This window comes from Pseudoselenomonas caprae, assembly GCF_008271345.1.
Taxonomy (GTDB): Bacteria; Bacillota; Negativicutes; order Selenomonadales; family Selenomonadaceae; genus Selenomonas_A; species Selenomonas_A caprae.
Window position 1 is genome coordinate 39110 of record NZ_VTOZ01000008.1, and the last position, 17037, is coordinate 56146.

Here is a 17037-nt window from a genome sequence, read left to right on the forward strand (position 1 = left end):
ACCCACTCCATTTTCTTCATAATTTATGCCCGATGGGCTCCATATTCCTGAACGTATAGACTTCCTGCATGCCGATCGCATCCCGCAGGATAGCCCGGGCCTCCTCCATATGGTCGGCCAGATACTTGATAGAATGAGCATCGGAACCGATCGTGATGATGCGGCCGCCCAGATCCTTGTAGAGCCGCAGGATATCGCGGGCAGGCATAGTGTCATCCAGACCGTAATGCCAGGAAGAAGTATTAAGTTCAATGCCCTTGCCGTCGGCGATGGCCAGCTTCAGGATCTCGGCTATCATATCCCTGACGGCTGCAAAGGAATATTTCCCCTGCTTGTCATAGCGACTGATAAGGTTCAGATGGGCCAGCACCGCGTAATGCTTGAAGTTCTTCATCACGTCATACATTTCCTGATAGTACCGCTCGTTGTACTCCTGCTGGCTGCGTCCCTGCTGGAATTCCTGATTCCAGAATTCCTTGTTCTCCACCTGATGGATGGAGAGCAGCACAAAGTCCAGCTTGTCCGCGTATTTCGCAAACAAAGCCTCATACTTGGAAATTGTGCCGACCTGCACGCCGAATTCTAAACCACAACGCAAGTCTATCTCTTCCGCAAAGTCTGTCTTGACCCGGCTGAATTTCGCAAAGTACTTAGGATAATCCACATTGGCCAAGGGCTGCAGTTCCTCTGCCGCCAGACCTATGCCATCGCCGCCGCGGTACTCGATCCCCCCCTCATCCCAGTCCTTCTTGATGCCATAATCCACGTGATCGGTAAAGCACATTTCCTGCAAGCCCAGCGAAACCGCCCGTTTTGCCTGCTCCTCCATCGGTTCACGGGAATCATCACTGAACTCCGTATGCACATGATAATCTGCCAGCATAAGCATATCCTCCCTCACAAAACCTTTTTATAGACATAAGCGGCAACGGCCGCCTGGGCTGCCACCAATGCCGCCAGCAGGCCAAAGGCAGCATAGAGGCTGGTCTGATGGGCCAGGAAGCCGATGGCCGCCGGCCCCATAAGGATGCCCAGATACCCCAGAGTGCTTACCGCCGGCACTGCCATGCTGATGGGCATATCCTGCTGCTTGCCCAGCAAAGAAAAGAACACCGGCACGATATTGGCACTGCCGATGCCAATGGCAAAGAAGCCTGTGTATAAGAGTAGCGAACCGGGCGCAAAGATCACCAGCAGGAAACCCAGGAAAGCCAGCAAGCTGCCACCTACCACCACGGGTTTCTGCCCCAGCCGCTGCACGGTAACATCTCCTAACAGCCGCATGACAAGCATGGCAGCTGAAAAAACCGTGAAGCCCATGCCTGCCAAGGACAGATCAAAACCGCGGACAGTGGTAAGGAAAACACCGCTCCAATCCATGATTGCCCCTTCCACCAGAAAGGCAATGCAGGCCACTACGCCCACAAAGGCCACGATACCCCGCGGGATCGCCACCATGGCCCCGCCGCTCTCACCGCCGAAGGGCAGCAGATGGCAGGCAAAAAAGGCCAGCGTGAGCAGCATTATCCCCACGGCAATGCAGGTGGAAATCAACGGTGTCAGCCCCAACGTGCCCACCCAAATGCCAAAGAGCCCGGCGCCGATAAAACCGCCGACACTCCAAAGAGCATGCATGCCGGACATCAAGCGGCGCTTGGCCGCCTTTTCCACGAGCACCGCCTGAATATTGATGACCACATCAATACAGCCCATCAACGCGCCGAAGACCAGCAGTGAAAGGGCTGCCAGAACCATATTGTCTACCTGACACAAAACCAGCAAAAGCAAGGCAAAGACCGTGGCAGCCACCGACAGCGTCTTCCGGCAGCCGAAACGCACAGCGGCCGCCCCAGAAAGCGGCATGGTCAAAAGCGACCCGATGCCGATGCACAAGAGCAGCATGCCCAGCACGTCTTCGCCGATAGCCAGCCTTTCCCGCAAGAGCGGCACCAATGGCGCCCAGGATGCGGCCCCGAAGCCGCCGATGAAGAACAACGCCCGCGTGGAATGCTGCCGCATTTTCCCCGCCGCATACCGCTCTTTGACTTTTGACCGGTCAAATCTCTCGTTCATACCTTCGCTCCATTCCGTTCGCATTTTTCCAGATAAGCTCCTGCCAGCGCATGAATCCCGCGCCGGTAGTCCTCCCGCAGCTGCCTGCCCAGAATGAGCTCCGGCAGGAAGCGCTCTGGCAAGGAGGCCACACACAGCTTGCGGATCTCCGCTTCCTGTTCCGGCGCTATCCCCTCCAGATACAGCACCATGCCATGCGGGTTCCAGAAGCGGACAAAGCTGACGATCTTTTCTGCCACCTGAGCCGCCGATATTGCTGCGGGCTGATACTGGCCGCGGTCAAACAGGCAGGAAATCTCTCCGGCCAGCCCGTCACGGCCCTTATACAGCTCACCGTTGAGCAATATGCCTGCCCCTGGCGGATAATTCCGCGGCCAATAGATGCCTACCACCGTTTCCTGCCGGGCCGCCTGCCCCAAGGTCATGCCATACCCCGAAACCGCAGCGTTGATATCGTTGACCAGACAGACGGGCAGCCCCGTGGACGCTTCCAGCTGCTCCCGCAGCCGCACGCCCTTCAAGGCCGGATAGTCGACGACAGCCATCATGCCGTCCACCTCCACCCCTGGCAGGCCCATCATCACCAAAGCCAGCTGCGGATACTGCCCTTGGTACCGCCGGATGGTTGCCAACAGGTAGGCCGGCGATACCTCCGGGCAAGCCACCCGCTCGGCAAAGACCGTATCCCCCAAAAGGTTCTCGATATTCACTTCCATCTGGTTCTCGCCCGCTTCCTCATAGAAGCAAAGCGTGAGGGCCAGACGCCTGTCCGCCAGATACCGGTACTGCCTGGCCGGCCGTCCCCCCTCCTCCGAAGCCGAAGGCCGGAAATCCTCCAGCAGCTCCACCTCGCCGCCTTCCTGCAGCAGCTTCACCAGCGTATTCACCGTCATGGCACTGAGCCCCGTGCGTTCCGCCAGCTGCGGCTTGGTCGCCTGCTTCAGGGCGCGCAGGGCCTGACGTACCTTCTGCAAGTTATGCTTGCGCAAATCTTTCTTGTCCATACTTACTCCGCTTAGTTTGTATAATAACTTTATAAACCTATAATATAAAATCCTGACTGCTTTTGTCAACAGTCAGGATCTGTCTTTTGCACCACCGCTGTCATTTTTCGCTGGGAAACAGCTCGAGCAGCAAGCCATCCGGCAGCTGCACCCATTTTTCCGGCTTGCCCGCCACGGGATGAACCCCTTCATAGGCCAGCATCTTTGCTAACGTGCCCTTGAAGTCACGCACCCTTATTCCCAAGTGATGGGCCTGTCCATCCGGCACTTCTTCCGGTGCCTCAATGAGCTGGATACCCCCATCGAGCCAGACCTGCTGCAGCTTGCCCTCGTTCTCCCGCCGCCGGGTCACGGTCATGCCCAGCACCTCTTCAAAGAACGTCAAGCTCCACTGGATATCGGCTACCGTAACCGCCGCATGATCAATATACGCCTTTTCCTCTGTCATCTGCATACACCATCCTCATACCAATCCGCCAACATAACCTCTCTATGCCTATACTTCGCCACAGAATGCTTATTTCCTGTCAGATGGTTCCAATCTATCGCCAAAGCCCACGAGGGCATCGACGGCATGAGCGCGCCGAATTGCAAGGACAGAGACATCCTTGCCTGGGTGAACGATACGGGGTCATTTCCCCGCCGGCAGCTCCCACTCCGCCGGCAGCCCCCTGCACAGCAGCACGGGACAAGCCGCATGCTGCGTGACAAAGCGGGACACACTGCCTTGGAGGATGCTGCGGAAGGTGCCGAAGCCATGCGTCCCCATGACAATCATATCGCTTTCCTCTTCCTCTGACACCTGGAGGATGACCTCGCCAGGGCTGCCCACCTCCACGCGGGTATGGGCGTGGATTTCGCTGGGGATTGCATGCATCAGGTCAGCGAGGAATTGATAGGCAGCGATCTTCAGCTCCGCTGGCACATAGCCACTGAGGCTGACCTGCTCAAAGGCTGTCACCTCCTGGTTGTAGTCCACCACCATCAGCAGGGTGATTTCCGCCTGGGTCACAGCTGCCAGCCGGACTGCCTCCCGCACGGCCTGGAATGCCTGGCCGGAACCGTCCGTAGGCAGCAGGATGCGGTCACATGTGATAGCTTGCCGGGGCCGCTTTCTGATTTCCTCAATCCAAGCGGCAGCATCCCTTTGACTTGTCATTTCTGTCTTTTCCACAATATCATCCCCTATTCTGCCAGTTCCTTCACCAGCGCTGCCATCTGTTCCTGCTGATGCGCGCCGGCTGCCTGCTTGGCCAGCAGCTCCTTGCGGGAAGCGTTGAACCGCAGGCAGAACAGTATCCCCACGATCCCCATATAGAGAAGGAAAGCCCCAAAGGTCTGGGAAATATCCAGGAAGCCTGCCCCGCGGGCGATGATGTCCCGCTGGAAATGGAATTCCCAGGTCAACGGAAACACATGGCTGAATTTCACCACCCAGTCCGCAAAGAAGGTGGTAGGTGCCGTCATGCCACCGAAAATGAATCCCCCGGGAATGAAGAGGATCATGCGGCTCGAGGCAATGCCGGGATTGGCCGCAGTCCAGCCAAAGAACAGCGACAGCGCCCCGATGGTGGGGATCATGAACAGCTGCACGACTACGAAGGTCAGCAGACTGCCGGAAAAAGTCAGATCACCCCAGACACGCAGCACAGCCAGCCCCACGACCCAGGATACCAGCAGGCAGAAGCCGTAGGGCACCAGGCGGATCAGCAGATCCCAGGGAGTCCCATGAAGCAGCACCTCGTCGAGCTGATGGCTCAGCCGCAGCCTGGGGATCATGCCGATGGTGGCAAAGGTAAAGAACATGGCCCCAAAGAACAGCAGGAACCCAAGCGTTTCGCCGTTATCCTTGGAATCCTGGGGATTGAAGAGATTACGGGATGCCAGACTGAGCTGCCCCTGCAGACTGTCATTGCTGCTGCCCACGTCACCGTTGGCCACCGCATTGTCCAGCCCTACGATTTCATTGAGGGCCTCCTTGATGTTGCTGGTAGCCGCAGAACTGGTGTTATCATAGAAAACGCCGAGATTGGCCGCCTCACCGGTATAGCGGGCCTTTTCCAGCCCCGGCGGGAAGTAGACCACCGCCACAGCCCTGTCCTGATAGAACAGCTCCTTGGGATCCTGCGGCGTGTTCAGCACCGCCGTGACCTTCATGAACTCCGAAGCCTCGATATGGTTTATCAATTCGCGCGAATACGCCGAGTTATCCAGATCGATGACAGCGACCTTCGCATCCTTGGCAATGTTGCCACTGAGCAGCACTGACATGATGACCGTGATGACCATAGCCACCATAAGACAGACTTTTTCATAAGGCATTCCCTGACCGGAAAACAGGAACCGCAACTCATCTCTTAGTGAATTCACTGTCTTTCACCTCAATCGTCATGCCTGGGATTACCCCTTCTTGCTTATCGATGTAAATGCGTACCTGGAAGGCGGACAGGTCCGACTGGCCCTTCTCCCGGGAATTCTTCAGATCAGCAAAACCCGGGGCCTGCGCCAAAAGACGGATCGTGCCGGTAACCTCCTTTTCCCCAGCCACCGTAGTTCCTGTGATCACCTTGCCCTCGGCCAGATGGGCAGCCTGCTTCTCGCTGACATAGATGTCGTAGTAGCTACGGCTGCTTTCCAGCAGCACCACCGGCGTGGAGGGCGAAATCATCTCCCCCTCCTTGGCCAGCACTTTGAGGATCTTGCCATCCTCCGGGGCACGCAGGGTCAGGCGTTCCTTGGCAACCTCCAGCTCCTTCAGCTGGACTTCCAGGGCAGCCTTCTGCTGGCGCAGGGCTTCCACATCGTTGGCCATATTGGCAGCGGCCAGCCGTTCCTGCGCGATGGCGTCCGTACCGCTGCCGTTGGTGGCGGCAGTCAGTTTATTCAGCAGCTGTTTCTGCTGCTCCAGATTGGCCTGCGCCACATTGAGGGCCATCTCCGCATCATCCAGCTGGGACTGGGCAATGGCGCCAGCCTCCAGCAGCGCAGCCTTGCGGTCATAGTCGATCCGGGCATTCTTCAAGGTCACACTGGCAGACTGTACCGCAGCCTGCTGCTGATCGATGCCGCGATAGTTCTGGCTTTCATCTGTATCCGCTTTGAGGTAGTTGATCCCCTGCGTTCCGCTGGCCGAGGCGATCTGCGCCTCCATCTGGGCAATCTGGGTCTTCAATTTGGCGATGGAAAGATCTGTGTCCGTAGCGTCAAGCTCCATGATCACATCGCCTTTCTTAACCCAGTCTCCTTCCTTCACCGCCTCCTTGACGAGCCGTCCGCCGACGGAGTCAAAGGACAGCTTCACCTGTTCAGCCGTAAGGATACCCTCTTTCTTCTCCGTAGCCAGCACCAAGGCATCGTTGCCCGTATACATCAGCACCAGCCCCCCGATGATCAGCAGGGCAATGAATAATATCCCTGTGCGCTTGGCTTTTTCTTTCGTATTCATCCGCTATTCTCTCCTTATATAGTTTGCTAGCTAACTATATTGACAAAAAAATCAAGTGCCTCAGGCACTTAATTTTTCCAGCAGCATAATAAGCTCTTTCTGTTCTGCTTCCGTCAGCTTCTCCATGAGCTTGCTGACCCGCAGATAATGGTCCGGCAGGATCCCTTCCATGAAATCGCAGCCCGCTTCCGTCAGGCTCACCACCTTGGCCCGGCCATCCTGTGCCGCGGGACGGATATCTACCAGTCCATCCCGTTCCATGCGCTGGAGCATATTGCTGATGGTGGCCCGGGTCACCCCTACTTTGGCCGCCAGCAGCGAAGGCGCAATGCCCTCTTTGCCATGCTGGTGAAGCACCACCAGCGCACAGAATTTCCCCTCTGACAGCTGATAGTCCTGCTGCAGCACATCCAGAATGGACTGCTGGATCTCCTCACTGGCCGTCTTGATGTTCAGCATGGCGATGACTGCCGCTGGATTTATCTCCGGCACGATTTTCTTATGCCGTTCCAACTCGGCAAAAGTAGGTACCATTTCCCGTTTCATGATCTTCTCCGTTAATATGATTAGCTTGCTAACTATACATTATAATGATTTTTTTCCTGTTGTCAACGCTGCTTGACGCGAAAAAGCTATCCCCCAAGCAAAAATCACTCAGGAGACAGCTCCCTATCTCTTACTTCAAAAAGCCGTTGACAATCTGTTCTTCGGCTTCTTTTTCCGTCAAGCCCAAGGTCATCAGCTTGATGAGCTGGTCGCCGGCAATCTTGCCGATGGCAGCTTCATGCACCAGCATGGCATCCACGTTGTTGGCTTCCAGGGAAGGCACTGCCAGTATGCGACCCTCGTCCATGATGATGGAATCGCACTCCGTATGTCCATGGCAGGCAGCGTTGCCCACGATGCGCAGGTCCAGCTTCTGATAGGACTTGTCCTTGGCTACGCCGCGGGACACCACATCAGCACTGGCATTTTCTCCATCCAGGGACACCTCATATTCGCTGTACGCATACTGCTTGCCATGAGTCATGAGGCGCTCCCGCACGATCAGGCTGGCATCTGCCTTGAGGTTGGCCTTGGTGGTGCGGCTGGTGGAATCCACGCCCTTGATCTGCACCATTTCCATCTCCATGGAGCTGCCTGCTTCCATGGTCACTTCCGTAACAGGATTCAGGATGCGCTGCCCCATGCCATCGCCAGAGCCGTAATGTTTTTCCACATACTTGACCTTGGCATTCTCCCCCACGAAGAAGCGGTGCACGCCGTCATGCTCCGAGTCCTGGGTACCGCAGTTGTCGATGCCGCAGCCTGCCACGATCACCACATCGGCGCCCTCGCCGATGTAGAAGTCGTTATACACCGTTTCCTTCATGCCGCTTTCGCTCATGACCACGGGGATATGCACGCTCTCATTCTTGGTGCCGGGCTTGATGTGGATATCGATGCCGGAGCCATCTTCCTTCGAGGTGATTTCGATATTGGCACTGCTGCCGCGGCCCACGGATTTGCCATTGGCCCGCAGATTATACGCCCCCATGGGGACATCGTGGAGATCCGCCACCTCCAGCAGCAGTCTTTTCTGTATTTCATCCATCTTCAACATAGCGTGGCCTCCCCTTTACTGAAACTTCCTGCACATGGGCATGCTGACTTCCGTGTCCATGATCTTGGGCAGGATATCTTTGGCAGCACCATGTTCCTGCACCCGGCCGTCAGCCAGCACGATGATTTCGTCCGCGATCTGCAGGATGCGCTCCTGATGGGAAATGATGATGATGGAGCTTTCCTCGATTTCCTCCCGCATCTTCTCAAAGATGCGGATGAGGTTCTGGAAACTCCAGAGGTCGATGCCGGCCTCCGGCTCATCGAAAATGGACAGATTGGTCTTCCTGGCCAGAATGGTGGCAATCTCGATACGCTTGAGTTCACCGCCGGACAAGGAGCTGTTCACTTCGCGATTGAGATAGTCATTGGCACAGAGCCCTACCTCGGAAAGATAATCGCAGGCCTTGATATGGGAAATTTTCTTCCCCGCTGCCAAGCGCAGCAGATCGATGACCTGCAAGCCCCGGAAGCGCACCGGCTGCTGGAAGGCAAAGCTGATGCCCATCTTTGCCCGCTCCGTAATGCTCTTGTGGGTGATATCTTCCCCGTCCAAAAGGATCTGGCCGGAAGTGGGCTGCTCAATGCCCGCTATGATTTTTGCCAAGGTAGACTTGCCACTGCCGTTCGGCCCCGTGATGACCACAAACTTCCGATTGTCAACGGTGAGGCTCAGGTCCTGGATGATATCCACCTGGCTGTTTCCCTCCGTGACATGGAAGGAAATGTTCCTCAATTCCAACATGTATATTCAGCTCTCCCTTTTTTATTTACACAATTTATGTCTCAACATTCTTTCTATATTATAACTCTATTATCCAGATCTTGTCGACAGGCAAATCCTTCCTATGCCTGCCAGCCCTTATTTCCCACAGTACATCAGCCCCAGCATGGTAATATCGTCGGACTGCTCCGCCCCCTCTGCATGGACAGCTATATCGTGTCTGACCGCTGTCAGGATCTCCTGCACATCGGCCTCACGATCGATACGGTCCAGCGTCTGCTGCAGACGTTCCTCTGAGTAGAAGCGCTTCTGCGTGTCCATGGCTTCCGTCACCCCATCGGTATACAGGAAGAGCTTCTCCCCCGGCGCCAGCCGCAGCCTGTGGGCCTCGTAAGCTGCCTCTTCCAGTGCACCCAGGGCCGGCTGTCTCCGCTCCTCCCGGATATAGCTGTAACGGCCGTCATGGCTGACCAGCGGCGGATTGTGGCCACCATTCACGTAGATGAGCTCACCCGTCGTGAGATCCAGCTGGGCCAGGAAGACGGTGACAAACATCATTTCCTCATTGTCCTGGCAAAGCTCCTGGTTGGCCAGTGTCATGACCGCGGCGAAATCATCGGGTACCCTTGCCATAAGCACCAGATTCTTCAGCGTCGTCTTAGCCCGCATCATGAACAGGGCCGCAGGCACCCCCTTGCCCGATACATCAGCCATCGCCAGCACCAGATGATTCTCGTCCAGCATATAAAAGTCATAGAAATCTCCACCCACTTCCTTGGCGGCAAACATGGCCGCATAAAGCTGGATGCTTTTCTTGTCCTGCAGGAATTCCTGCGGCAGGGCGCCCAGCTGGATGTCTCTGGCAACGGAAAGTTCCGTGGCTATGCGCTCCTTCTCGGCCGTGGCTGCGGTGAGATTCTTCATATAGGTCTGCAGCTCATCGGTCATGGCATTGAAACAGACTGCCAGATGCTCGATCTCATCCCCTGTGCGGATCTCCACCTTCTTGCTGAGATTGCCGCTGGTGATCTCCCTTACACCATCTGCCAATTCGTGGATAGGTGCCACGAACTGCCGGGAAAGTTTCCTGCCACTGTAAACGAACACCACCAGCAGGACAGCGATGAACACCACCATCAGGAATATGATGAGCGACATCTTCTGCTGCATGAGGGAGGTTTTCTCTTTGGTGACCTGGGCAATGCCGGCCTTGTTCTGTAGCGCCGGAGCGATGACATCGTCAGCGGCAAAGGCGGCCGCAAAGCTCCAGCCCGTGCTTTCGATAGGCGCAAAGGCGATGTAGTAGTCCTTGCCATCCACCTGCGTCTGCCGCACGCCATTCCCTCCGGCCACCATCTCCCGGATGGTCAGCGCCAGCGTCGCATTATCCGACTGCCGGAGGTCGTTCTGGATATTCACCTCCAGTTCCCGCTCCTTACCAGCAGCATTCTCCTGGGAAGACAGGATGACGTATCCCCGGTTGTCCGTCACGAAGCAGAAGCCCTCATCGTGCAGGTTGGTTTCCTTCAGGATATGGCGCAGATTGTCCAGCGAGGTCTGCATGCAGGCCACGCCAGCCAGCCTGCCATCCGCCCCATAATAAGGCACCGAGCAGAACATCCCCAGCTTCTTGTTGAACATGAACCGCCTGACCGGAGTAAAAACCAGACCATCCTTGCCAGCTGCCCGCTTGTACCAGTCGCTGCCGACTGCATCATAGTGCGGCTTGGGAATATCTGACTTATCCTCGGCCAGCACCCGTGGGGCATCCACAGACAAGGTGAAGTTATCCTTGGCGGTGATGAATACCGATTCGGCCATGTCATTGCTCTCTATCGTCCGGGCCAGCAGATCCCCGATATTGGCCATCATGGAGATATGCTTCTGATAAGCCTCCGGCGAAACCTCCGGCCCATACTGGAGATAAAGATACAGGCTGCGGTAATTGGCAGGCGTCGGGATATTCACCTCCTGTGGCAGGAACCGCTGCGGATAGCGCTCGATTTCTTCGGCCTCCCTGGCCACGCCCTGCACACTCCGGGAAATGTCCAGCATCCTGTGATTGATGATAGCCGCATTGTCCTGGGCGATATGTACCAGCTCTTCCTGCCGCTGGCTTATCAGCAATCTCGAACTGTTCTCATAGGAATTCTCCCCCAGGCTCTCCCCCATATCCTGTGCCTGCCTGAGCGCAAAGCTCATGCCATAGAGTGCGATCCCTCCTAAAATGAGCACTGCCGCCAGATTGCTTCCCAGTACGATGCGTACCATTTTATCCAGGATGTTCCTGCGGTTCTTCCGCATGAACCGATACAACAGTTTTTCCCAAAAATTTCTCATACTCGCAGCTCCCCTTTTAAGAGACAGATCTTCCAGCCAGCAAATGTCCAGTTCCTGCTGCGCGGACGAGTCCTCGTCTTCAAGCAGCGGAAACAGCTGCGCTGACGCCGCCTGCACAAAAAAGGACTGTCATATGCCTTTCCCAACATACAACAGTCCTCATTCTTATCCCTCATTATGTTCATGGGGAAGGCGTCCTATCCTTCTGCTTGGCAACGGAATCGTCAACGATTTCTGTTGTTTAATTCGCCAAGCCGGACGCATTATCCTGCTCCATCCAAACGGAATTGCACGGTCTGTCCGACCGCACAGCGCACGGGGTCGCCATAGCTGTTGCGCGCCGCTGCGAAGCGATAGCGGTACGCAGCCGCCACGGCAGCAGCATCCATCTCCTCGTACCCCGAAGACGATGTCACCGCCGCGCTTTCCACACTGCCGTCCCGGCCAACGACCACGCGCACGCGCACCGCCCCCTCTATCCCTTGCCGGCGCAGGCCTTCCGGATATGCAGGCGCCGCACCAGCGACAAGCTGCGGCGGCACAGCGGGGCGCCCGGCAGCGGCATCATCCCTGTCGCCACTGCCTGCTCCCGTTTCCTGACCTTCTCCTATCCCAGTCCCTTCTTTGCTTCCCTTTTCTTGCCCTGCCATTCCGCTGCCAGTCTGGCTGGATTCCTTCCCCTTCTCCCCACTGCCGCTTTCCTGCCGGGCAGCCTGCGTGCTCTCCGCTTTCGCTGCGGCCTTCTCTTCGACCGCGCGTACCACGGCAGCAGACTGATCCAATACCGCCTCCTCCACGGTGACGGCCATAGCATCGCCAGCCGCAGACTCCGCATTTCCACCGCTTTCAGCTCCCGCAGCCTCAGCGCCGCCGGCCGCTGCCGTCTCCAGCTCGTAGAGCGTGACATCCAGCACCTTATCGGAATCTGACGACAGCTTGGCAAACAGGCCCGTCAAAGCCACCACGGCAAACAACAGCAGATGGATCACCACGGAAATGCCCCAGGCTATGGCCTTATGCCTTCTGTTACTCTCCATGGGTGCCTCCCGGCTCAGCCGCCAGCCCGAACCGGGCAATCCCCGCGCCGCGCAGCTTATCCAGCAGGGCGACCACCAGACCATAGTCGATATTCTGGTCAGCCCGTACCACAACGGCAAAGTGCGGATTGCGCTTGTATTCCTGCTTGGCCCGCTCCAGCAGATCCTGCTCGGCCACCGGCTTATCTTCGAGCCACAACGAGCCATCCTGCTTCAGCGTGACCAGATAGTTCACATTCATCTGCGTCTCTGCATGCTGTGCCTTGGGCATCTCCACATCGACGGTCTTCAGATTGACCATGTACAGTGTACTCATCATGAAAAACACCAGCAGGAAAAACATGATGTCAATCATCGGAATGATCATGACTTCAGGCTGCGAACCGGCCCGTCTATCCCTGAGCCTCATAATGCGCCGCCTTCCAGCACATAGCTGCCATCCTGGGCATCCTCCGCAGCCGCCAGCAGCTCCGCCCGATGCTCCTCAACCAGCGAGCAGCAGAGCTCCATGTCCGTGACGATATTTTCCACCCGCTGGGTAAAATACGCATGGACGGTCAGAGCGGCGATCGCCACGCAGAGCCCCATGGCCGTAGCGATGAGCGCCTCACCGACACCGCCGGTGATAGCCGTCGCCTGACCCGCCGTGACATTGAACACACTGAAGGACGAAATCATGCCGCTGATGGTTCCCAGCAGCCCCAAAAGCGGTGCCATCGTCACGATGACACTGAGATAATAGAGCCGCTGGCGGAACCTGGATAGCTCGATTCCCGTCTGCAGTTCCATATGATGCGCAGCCTGCGCATCGCTTGGCTTATGCATGGCAGTCCACAGTACGGATGCCAGTGCGCCGGAGGCCGCCTTGGCAAGGCTGGCCGCCTCACCGAAACGGCCAGACGCCATTTCCTGGCTGAACCGGCGCGCAAACTCCCGGCCGGAATCTGCCTGCCGATAGTAAAGGGCGCGTTCCACGCCAATCGCTGCCACCAGCAGCGAGCAAAGCACGAGCACATACATAACTGCGCCGCCCTTCTGGAAGAATTCTATCCCCGTTGCAATATATTCCATATACGAACCTCACAATCCATCATCATCAAAACGCATGCTGAATACCAAAGACCACGCTGCGCCCCGGCGCCATGTAATAGCCAGCACTTGCCGCAATGGACTCGTAGCTTGCATTGGTCAGGTTATAGCCCTTGAGATACAGTTTCGTAGCCGCCGAGCACCGATAGTTGACGACCATATCCAGCGTCGTATACTGGCTGTCCAGGAACGCATTCGCCCCGACCACGCGGCCAGACACATGCTGCAGGGTCGCCTCGGCATCCCATTTGTCCTGCTGGTATCCCAGCCCCAGCAGATAGCGGTTGGGCTGGTTATTCTTGCGATACAGGTTATTCCAGGTCGTACCGCTTTCCTCCACCTGAGCGTAGGCATAGCCAAGGCGCAGCGCCCACTGCGGCGAGAAGCGATGACGCAGGTTGATGTCCAGGCCACGCCGCGTCTCATCGGCAACATTGTAATACCGCGTCTTGTCGGTATAGATCCAGTCCAGGGCATCGTCCACCTTGCTGTAATACATGCTGAGATCCAGATCCGTAGCCGCCGACAGTTTCGACTTGACGCCGACCGTCACCGTCTCCGATTTCTCCTGCTTGAGATTTGGATTCCCCTCCCAATACAGGGTGTTGGCATAGCGCATCTTCAAGGTAGGATTGTTGACGGCCTGCCCCCAGGAAATGTAGGCATTCGTTGCCTGCGAGAGCTCCTTGTTCAAGCCGATATGCGAAGTGAAATCCGCACCGAAATCGCTGTGGTTCTCCCACCGGGTGCCGAAATTCAGCAGCCAGCCCTTATCAAACTGCCAGTTGTCTTCCATATATAAAGAAGTCGTTGCCGCCGAACGGTCAAGGCTGCCGTCATTCTCCTCCTGGATATTCTCATGATTGTAGGACACACCGCTGATGAGCGTATTCTTATCGCCAAGCCGCCAGTTCTTCTGATACTCTGCGCCCAGCGCCCGCAGATCGTCCGTATAAGCAGCGCTCATGCGGCCATCGATCGTTTCCTGATTCTGATAGATGCGCAGGAAATCCTGCGGCGCGTTCTCCCAGCGCGGTGCCCAGGTATACGTCAGCGCCAGCGAACGGACCGTCTCCTCCGTCCGGGCATTCCGGTATACAGGCACTGCCGTATTGGGGTTGGCCACATAGATGGCCGAGCTCTTATTGGCATCGGTGTTCTCAAACGCAAAGCTCAGCAGATCGCCATTCTTGAATTTCTTGTCCAGCGTCAGCGCCTCACTGGTGCGGTTCATCCCCGTGTCGGGGATGGTCAGGCTGCCACGATCCGGGGAATTGTACTCAATATCCCCGCGTACCTCGCGGCTCGCGGACAGCGCGTAGGTGACATTGTCGTCGCCACCTTCCACCCGTAGGGCACCGCGGAACTGCCCCTGCGTGCCGACCTCACTGCGCACCTTCAGATGCTGCCCCGGCTCGGGACGCTTCGTGATGATATTGATGGCACCGCCCATGGCTGCATTGCCATAAAGGGAGGAGTTCGGGCCATGCACCACTTCGATGCGCTCGATGTCGTCGATCTGGAACGAATCAAGATCGACAAGGCCCGTATTCACGCCACTGATCAGCGGCCCATGATTCCAGTTGGTACGGCGTCCATTCACCATCAGCAGCACGCGGCTGTCACCATTGAGTTCGACATAGCTGCCCGTCGTATTCGTCTTGACGTTGACGCCCTTATCCCGCAGAGCATCCGTCACCGTCGCGAAATTCCCCTTCGCAATCTCCTCAGCCGTCACCACCGTGACATCTGCCGCCACGGCCTTCTCCCGCACCTTCATGCGATTGGCCGTCACCACATAATCATCGAGCGAGAATTCCTCCAACGGAGCATCTGCAGCCTGCTCAGCCGCCGCATAATTTGCTCCGCCCAGCGAAATGGCTCCACAGACCAATGCCGCCAGCAATTTTTTCTCCGAATACTTTTTCATACAGTTCCTAAATCCTTTCTGCAAATCGTAGAAGATTTTTATCTATTTCTAATTCTGCCTGTCACCAGGCGATTTAGCGCATCAATTGCACGGCCATTGCCGCTGTTCACCTCTGCAAACGGGATGACGATGACATGTCCCTGCTGCACCGCCCGCAGACGCTTAAGATCCGGATTCGCGTTGACCAGACCCAGCGCGTCTTCCTCGCTGAGGTCGCTGCCATCCTTTCCTGGCAGCGAGACATAGACCAGATAATCCGGATCATAAGCCAATATCCGCTCGGGGCCGACCATGGAAGTCTTGCGGCGCACCAGATTCGCAAAGCCAGCCTTTGCGAGCACATCGTCGATCAGATAGCTGGCATCGTAGAGCGAATACGTCGAGCGGCCATGATCCTGCAGGACCACAGCGGTTGCCACCGGCAAGTCCGCTACCTGGCTCATCGCCCTTTCTTCTTGGCGGCGGCATGAGGCGATATACGCCTCCGCGCGCTGCTCGACGCCAAACATCTGCCCCAGATCCCGCAGGAACGGATAGACCGCATCCTCCAGCGTCAGCGAGCGGCCCGGCAGCGTCGCCGGCACGATATACGCACCGATTCCCCGCGTCTGCCAGGTCTGTGCTTCCCCCAGCTCCTGTGACGAGAAATTATGCGCCCAGCCGATGATGAGATCCGGCTGCAGGGCGAATACCTCCTCCTGGGCCGGCACAAAGGCAGCTCTCACCTTGGGAAGCTCCGCAAAGCGGGCTTCCAGCTCCGGCGGCTCACTGCCATAGGCCCCGACGGTCTGCAGGATATGTTCATCAAGCCCCAGCTCCAGCATGGCCTCCGCTGCCCCAGGATATAAGATGAGCACGCGCTGCGGTACACCATGCAGCACCGTCCGGCGGGCATAGCCATTTGCGTCAAAATTCTGAATCACCTGGCCAGCCGCTGCCTGCTCACCGTCCCGGCCGCAGCCGGCGAAGAACACGCTGAGGCCTGTCAATAAAACCAGCAGGTACCTCCTCATATCACCACGGCCTCCCGGCCAAATACGATGACAGGCCGCTCTGCCTGCCCACGGAGCACTTCGCAGGTCACCCCATATACCTGCCGCACGAGCTCTGGTGTCAATATCTCCCGCGGCTCTCCCGCGGCAGTGAGCCGCCCGCCCTTCAGGACATATAAACGCTGGCAGTACATAGCCGCCAGATTCAGATCATGCAGCACCGCCAGGACACCGATGTCCAAGCCGGCCGCCAGCTCCAGCAGCTGCATCTGGTAGCGGATATCCAAATGGTTCGTCGGTTCATCCAGCAGCAGGAAGCGCGGCTCCTGTGCCAGCGCCCGGGCCATCACCACCCGCTGCTGCTCCCCGCCCGACAAGGACTGGAAGCGGCGGCTGGCCATACCGTCCATGCCCACCAGCTGCAGGGCCCGCTCAACCGCCGCCTTGTCCTGCCGGGTTATCCTGCCGCCATGGCGCTGCTGGGGAATCCGCCCCATCATCACCATATCGTAAACCGAAAAGTCAAAGGCCACCGTATGGAACTGGCCCACGACAGCCATCTGCTGTGCCGACACCGCCAGCGGCATATCCGCCAGCCGCCGCCCAAGCAGGACGATTTCGCCCCGCTGCGGCTGCAGGACACGATACACATGCTTGAGCAGTGTCGACTTCCCACTACCATTAGGGCCGATGATGCCCACAAACTCCCCGCGTTTCACCGCCAGCGAAATATCCTGCAGGATTTCTTTTCCCCGCAGCGAAAACGATAGATCTTTTATTTCTAAATCCAGCATATACGCC

The 17037-nt window shown here is 57.2% G+C and carries 17 protein-coding genes; all 17 read right to left on the bottom strand.

Features of this window, described 5'->3' with window-relative positions:
* Window positions 1-16: 16 nt before the first annotated feature.
* The 17 genes from FZ041_RS05250 to FZ041_RS05335 all read right to left on the bottom strand — a co-directional run bounded on the left by FZ041_RS05250 (window position 17) and on the right by FZ041_RS05335 (window position 17030).
* Complete coding sequence (locus FZ041_RS05250; RefSeq protein ID WP_149188805.1) at window positions 17-883, bottom strand: histidinol-phosphatase HisJ family protein; 867 nt, start codon at window positions 881-883, stop codon at window positions 17-19.
* Window positions 884-897: 14 nt separating this feature from the next.
* Window positions 898-2073 carry an MFS transporter gene (locus FZ041_RS05255; RefSeq protein WP_439653963.1) on the bottom strand — a complete coding sequence of 392 codons (1176 nt, stop codon included), beginning with the start codon at window positions 2071-2073 and terminating at the stop codon, window positions 898-900.
* Window positions 2070-3077, bottom strand: a complete 1008-nt coding sequence (locus FZ041_RS05260; RefSeq protein WP_149188806.1) for an ROK family protein — start codon at window positions 3075-3077, stop codon at window positions 2070-2072. The genes FZ041_RS05255 and FZ041_RS05260 overlap by 4 nt, the downstream gene beginning before the upstream one ends.
* Before the next feature lie 100 nt (window positions 3078-3177).
* Entirely contained in the window at window positions 3178-3531 is a 354-nt protein-coding gene (locus FZ041_RS05265) for a VOC family protein (RefSeq protein WP_255449260.1), read from the bottom strand.
* A 177-nt stretch (window positions 3532-3708) separates the two neighbouring features.
* Complete coding sequence (locus FZ041_RS05275) at window positions 3709-4251, bottom strand: universal stress protein (protein ID WP_369407312.1); 543 nt, start codon at window positions 4249-4251, stop codon at window positions 3709-3711.
* Window positions 4252-4262: 11 nt separating this feature from the next.
* Window positions 4263-5447, bottom strand: a complete 1185-nt coding sequence (locus FZ041_RS05280) for an ABC transporter permease (protein WP_149188807.1) — start codon at window positions 5445-5447, stop codon at window positions 4263-4265.
* Window positions 5428-6522: an HlyD family secretion protein gene (locus FZ041_RS05285; protein ID WP_075445011.1), complete on the bottom strand. Its 1095-nt coding sequence runs from the start codon at window positions 6520-6522 to the stop codon at window positions 5428-5430. The genes FZ041_RS05280 and FZ041_RS05285 overlap by 20 nt, the downstream gene beginning before the upstream one ends.
* A 60-nt stretch (window positions 6523-6582) precedes the next feature.
* Complete coding sequence (locus FZ041_RS05290; protein ID WP_075445009.1) at window positions 6583-7068, bottom strand: MarR family winged helix-turn-helix transcriptional regulator; 486 nt, start codon at window positions 7066-7068, stop codon at window positions 6583-6585.
* A gap of 130 nt (window positions 7069-7198) precedes the next feature.
* Window positions 7199-8125, bottom strand: coding sequence for a SufB/SufD family protein (locus FZ041_RS05295; RefSeq protein WP_075445007.1), 927 nt, complete (start codon window positions 8123-8125; stop codon window positions 7199-7201).
* Window positions 8126-8140: 15 nt separating this feature from the next.
* Window positions 8141-8869, bottom strand: a complete 729-nt coding sequence (locus FZ041_RS05300) for an ABC transporter ATP-binding protein (protein ID WP_075445005.1) — start codon at window positions 8867-8869, stop codon at window positions 8141-8143.
* Between the two features lie 117 nt (window positions 8870-8986).
* Complete coding sequence (locus FZ041_RS05305) at window positions 8987-11188, bottom strand: SpoIIE family protein phosphatase (protein ID WP_149188808.1); 2202 nt, start codon at window positions 11186-11188, stop codon at window positions 8987-8989.
* 263 nt (window positions 11189-11451) lie between these two features.
* Window positions 11452-12225 carry a TonB family protein gene (locus FZ041_RS05310; RefSeq protein WP_187626317.1) on the bottom strand — a complete coding sequence of 258 codons (774 nt, stop codon included), beginning with the start codon at window positions 12223-12225 and terminating at the stop codon, window positions 11452-11454.
* The gene (locus FZ041_RS05315) at window positions 12215-12634 is read right to left on the bottom strand and encodes an ExbD/TolR family protein (RefSeq protein WP_149188810.1); all 420 of its coding nucleotides are present in this window, start codon (window positions 12632-12634) and stop codon (window positions 12215-12217) included. Before FZ041_RS05315 ends, FZ041_RS05310 begins: the two co-directional genes overlap by 11 nt.
* Window positions 12631-13296, bottom strand: coding sequence for a MotA/TolQ/ExbB proton channel family protein (locus FZ041_RS05320; protein ID WP_149188811.1), 666 nt, complete (start codon window positions 13294-13296; stop codon window positions 12631-12633). The genes FZ041_RS05315 and FZ041_RS05320 overlap by 4 nt, the downstream gene beginning before the upstream one ends.
* 25 nt (window positions 13297-13321) lie before the next feature.
* On the bottom strand, window positions 13322-15244 hold the full coding sequence (locus FZ041_RS05325; RefSeq protein ID WP_149188812.1) for a TonB-dependent receptor plug domain-containing protein: 1923 nt from the start codon (window positions 15242-15244) through the stop codon (window positions 13322-13324).
* A gap of 38 nt (window positions 15245-15282) precedes the next feature.
* The gene (locus FZ041_RS05330; RefSeq protein WP_149188813.1) at window positions 15283-16257 is read right to left on the bottom strand and encodes an ABC transporter substrate-binding protein; all 975 of its coding nucleotides are present in this window, start codon (window positions 16255-16257) and stop codon (window positions 15283-15285) included.
* A complete protein-coding gene (locus tag FZ041_RS05335) occupies window positions 16254-17030 on the bottom strand; it encodes an ABC transporter ATP-binding protein (RefSeq protein WP_222931139.1) in 777 nt (258 codons plus the stop codon). The genes FZ041_RS05330 and FZ041_RS05335 overlap by 4 nt, the downstream gene beginning before the upstream one ends.
* Window positions 17031-17037 lie beyond the last annotated feature (7 nt).

Excerpts from the sequence above, each read along its gene's own strand:
- FZ041_RS05250 (WP_149188805.1), bottom strand. The coding sequence starts at position 883 with ATGCTGGCAGATTATCATGTGCATACGGAGTTCAGTGATGATTCCCGT.
- FZ041_RS05255 (WP_439653963.1), bottom strand. The coding sequence starts at position 2,073 with ATGAACGAGAGATTTGACCGGTCAAAAGTCAAAGAGCGGTATGCGGCG.
- FZ041_RS05260 (WP_149188806.1), bottom strand. The coding sequence starts at position 3,077 with ATGGACAAGAAAGATTTGCGCAAGCATAACTTGCAGAAGGTACGTCAG.
- FZ041_RS05265 (WP_255449260.1), bottom strand. The coding sequence starts at position 3,531 with ATGCAGATGACAGAGGAAAAGGCGTATATTGATCATGCGGCGGTTACG.
- FZ041_RS05285 (WP_075445011.1), bottom strand. The coding sequence starts at position 6,522 with ATGAATACGAAAGAAAAAGCCAAGCGCACAGGGATATTATTCATTGCC.
- FZ041_RS05290 (WP_075445009.1), bottom strand. The coding sequence starts at position 7,068 with ATGAAACGGGAAATGGTACCTACTTTTGCCGAGTTGGAACGGCATAAG.
- FZ041_RS05295 (WP_075445007.1), bottom strand. The coding sequence starts at position 8,125 with ATGTTGAAGATGGATGAAATACAGAAAAGACTGCTGCTGGAGGTGGCG.
- FZ041_RS05300 (WP_075445005.1), bottom strand. The coding sequence starts at position 8,869 with ATGTTGGAATTGAGGAACATTTCCTTCCATGTCACGGAGGGAAACAGC.
- FZ041_RS05305 (WP_149188808.1), bottom strand. The coding sequence starts at position 11,188 with ATGAGAAATTTTTGGGAAAAACTGTTGTATCGGTTCATGCGGAAGAAC.
- FZ041_RS05310 (WP_187626317.1), bottom strand. The coding sequence starts at position 12,225 with ATGGAGAGTAACAGAAGGCATAAGGCCATAGCCTGGGGCATTTCCGTG.
- FZ041_RS05315 (WP_149188810.1), bottom strand. The coding sequence starts at position 12,634 with ATGAGGCTCAGGGATAGACGGGCCGGTTCGCAGCCTGAAGTCATGATC.
- FZ041_RS05320 (WP_149188811.1), bottom strand. The coding sequence starts at position 13,296 with ATGGAATATATTGCAACGGGGATAGAATTCTTCCAGAAGGGCGGCGCA.
- FZ041_RS05325 (WP_149188812.1), bottom strand. The coding sequence starts at position 15,244 with ATGAAAAAGTATTCGGAGAAAAAATTGCTGGCGGCATTGGTCTGTGGA.
- FZ041_RS05330 (WP_149188813.1), bottom strand. The coding sequence starts at position 16,257 with ATGAGGAGGTACCTGCTGGTTTTATTGACAGGCCTCAGCGTGTTCTTC.
- FZ041_RS05335 (WP_222931139.1), bottom strand. The coding sequence starts at position 17,030 with ATGCTGGATTTAGAAATAAAAGATCTATCGTTTTCGCTGCGGGGAAAA.